This is a genomic window from Polaromonas sp. (assembly GCF_030682935.1).
GTDB lineage: Bacteria > Pseudomonadota > Gammaproteobacteria > Burkholderiales > Burkholderiaceae_C > Polaromonas.
Map to the genome: position 1 here is coordinate 1 of NZ_JAUXNA010000168.1, position 1,753 is coordinate 1,753.

The following is a 1,753-nucleotide window of genomic DNA, read 5'->3' on the forward strand; positions in this document are numbered from 1 at the left end:
CAAGCCGGTACGGCGCGTGGAAATCCCAAAGCCAGACGGGAGAAAACGCCTGCTGGGCATTCCGACGGTAACGGACCGATTCATCCAGCAAGCGCTGGCTCAAATCGTCCAACGCCAATGGGATAGCCACTTCCACCCCAACAGCTACGGCTTCCGGCCCGGACGCAACGCCCACCAAGCGATGCGTCACGCCCAAGCCACGATCCGACAAGGGTACGGCTGGGTGGTGGACATTGACTTGGAGGCGTTCTTCGACCGCGTCAACCACGACCGCCTGATGGTTCGCGTGCGCCAGCACGTGGACGCACCCGATGTGCTCAAACTCATCAACCGCTTTCTAAAAGGCGGGGTGCAGGTGAACCGCCAAATCCAAGCCACGATACAAGGGGTGCCGCAGGGCGGACCCTTGTCGCCGGTGCTGGCCAACGTGGTACTGGACGAACTGGACTGGGCGCTGGAGCGCCAAGGTCACCGCTTCGCCCGTTATGCCGATGACTGCAATATCTTCGTCAAAAGCAAACGTGCGGGCGAGCGGATCATGCAAAACGTAACGCGCTACCTGCGCGATTCACTGCGGCTCACAGTGAACGCCCAAAAGAGCGCCGTAGACAGACCTAGAAACCGCAAGTTTCTGGGCTTTACCGTTGCTCGCGGGGACGCGAGGATCAAAGTGGCACCCAAGGCCATCGAGAAACTCAAAGACACCATCCGCGAGCTGACCCGTCGCACACGAGGTCACCGGCTGATTGACATCGTGCAAGAGTTGAAGACTGCCCTGACCGGGTGGAAAGCCTACTTCGGCATTGCCGAGGTCTTGAGCCCTCTGCGCGAGATCGACAAATGGGTGCGACGGCGGTTACGATGCTATGCATGGAAACAATGGGGCAGCGCGGGTTACCGCGAACTCAGGAAACGCGGGGTCAGTGTGCGCGAGGCTTGGAACACAAGCAAGAGCGCGCATGGCCCATGGCGGCTGAGCAAAACGCCAGCACTGAATCTGGCACTGCCTGCAAGAATGTTTCGTCAAATGGGGTTGCCCGAGTTGGCACCGGCCAGGGCAGCATGAGCGCAACGAAGTTTCAAGGAACCGCCGGATACGTGACCCGTATGTCCGGTGGTGTGGGAGGGAGGGGCCGTGAGGCTTCTTCCTATCCCGATTGAACTAAACCGCTGACGCGGTGGCTGGTCCTCACAGGCCGCCACCGCGTTTTCGTTTGCGCGGCGTTTGCATTGAGTGCCGATCAGGAGAAACCTTCAGGCTGGGGAATGTTCCCCGGCCTTGCAGGAGAAACCTGATGACACCCCTACGCCAACGCATGGTTGATGCCATGGTCACCCGTGGCTTTGCTGCTCGCACGCAAGAAAGCTACGTCGAAGCGATAGCGCGCATGGCGCGCCACTATCATCGCAGCCCGGAGCACCTGAGCAAGGACGAGGTAAGCGCCTATTTGCTGGACATGGTGAGCACGCGCCAACTGTCCTACAGCACCATGAATCAGGCCGCTTGCGCAGCCCGCTTGAGGTCTTCCCCTATCCCGATTAGCGGGCCACCGGCGCGCAGATACCTTGCGGCTTGGTTTGCTTGATGGGTCAGCGGTTGAACGAACCGCGTGAACCACCCGGTCCGCGCGAGCCGTTGCCGCCGCCAAAACCACCGCCGCCAAGGCCAAACCGGCCAAGGCAAGCGTCAAAGCCGCTGCCGACAAATCCCACGCTGCCGCCAAGCCGGCGAAACCCCTGTCGCCGCCTGTCG

At 61.0% G+C, this 1,753-nt stretch carries 2 protein-coding genes; both read left to right on the forward strand.

Translation table 11 applies throughout. The features are described 5' to 3' along the window. On the forward strand, window positions 1–1,066 hold a 1,066-nt coding region (gene ltrA, locus Q8K05_RS07805; RefSeq protein WP_305245999.1), incomplete at its 5' end, for a group II intron reverse transcriptase/maturase. A gap of 229 nt (window positions 1,067–1,295) precedes the next feature. After that, window positions 1,296–1,586: a site-specific integrase gene (locus Q8K05_RS07810; RefSeq protein ID WP_305246000.1), complete on the forward strand. Its 291-nt coding sequence runs from the start codon at window positions 1,296–1,298 to the stop codon at window positions 1,584–1,586. Window positions 1,587–1,753: the final 167 nt, after the last annotated feature.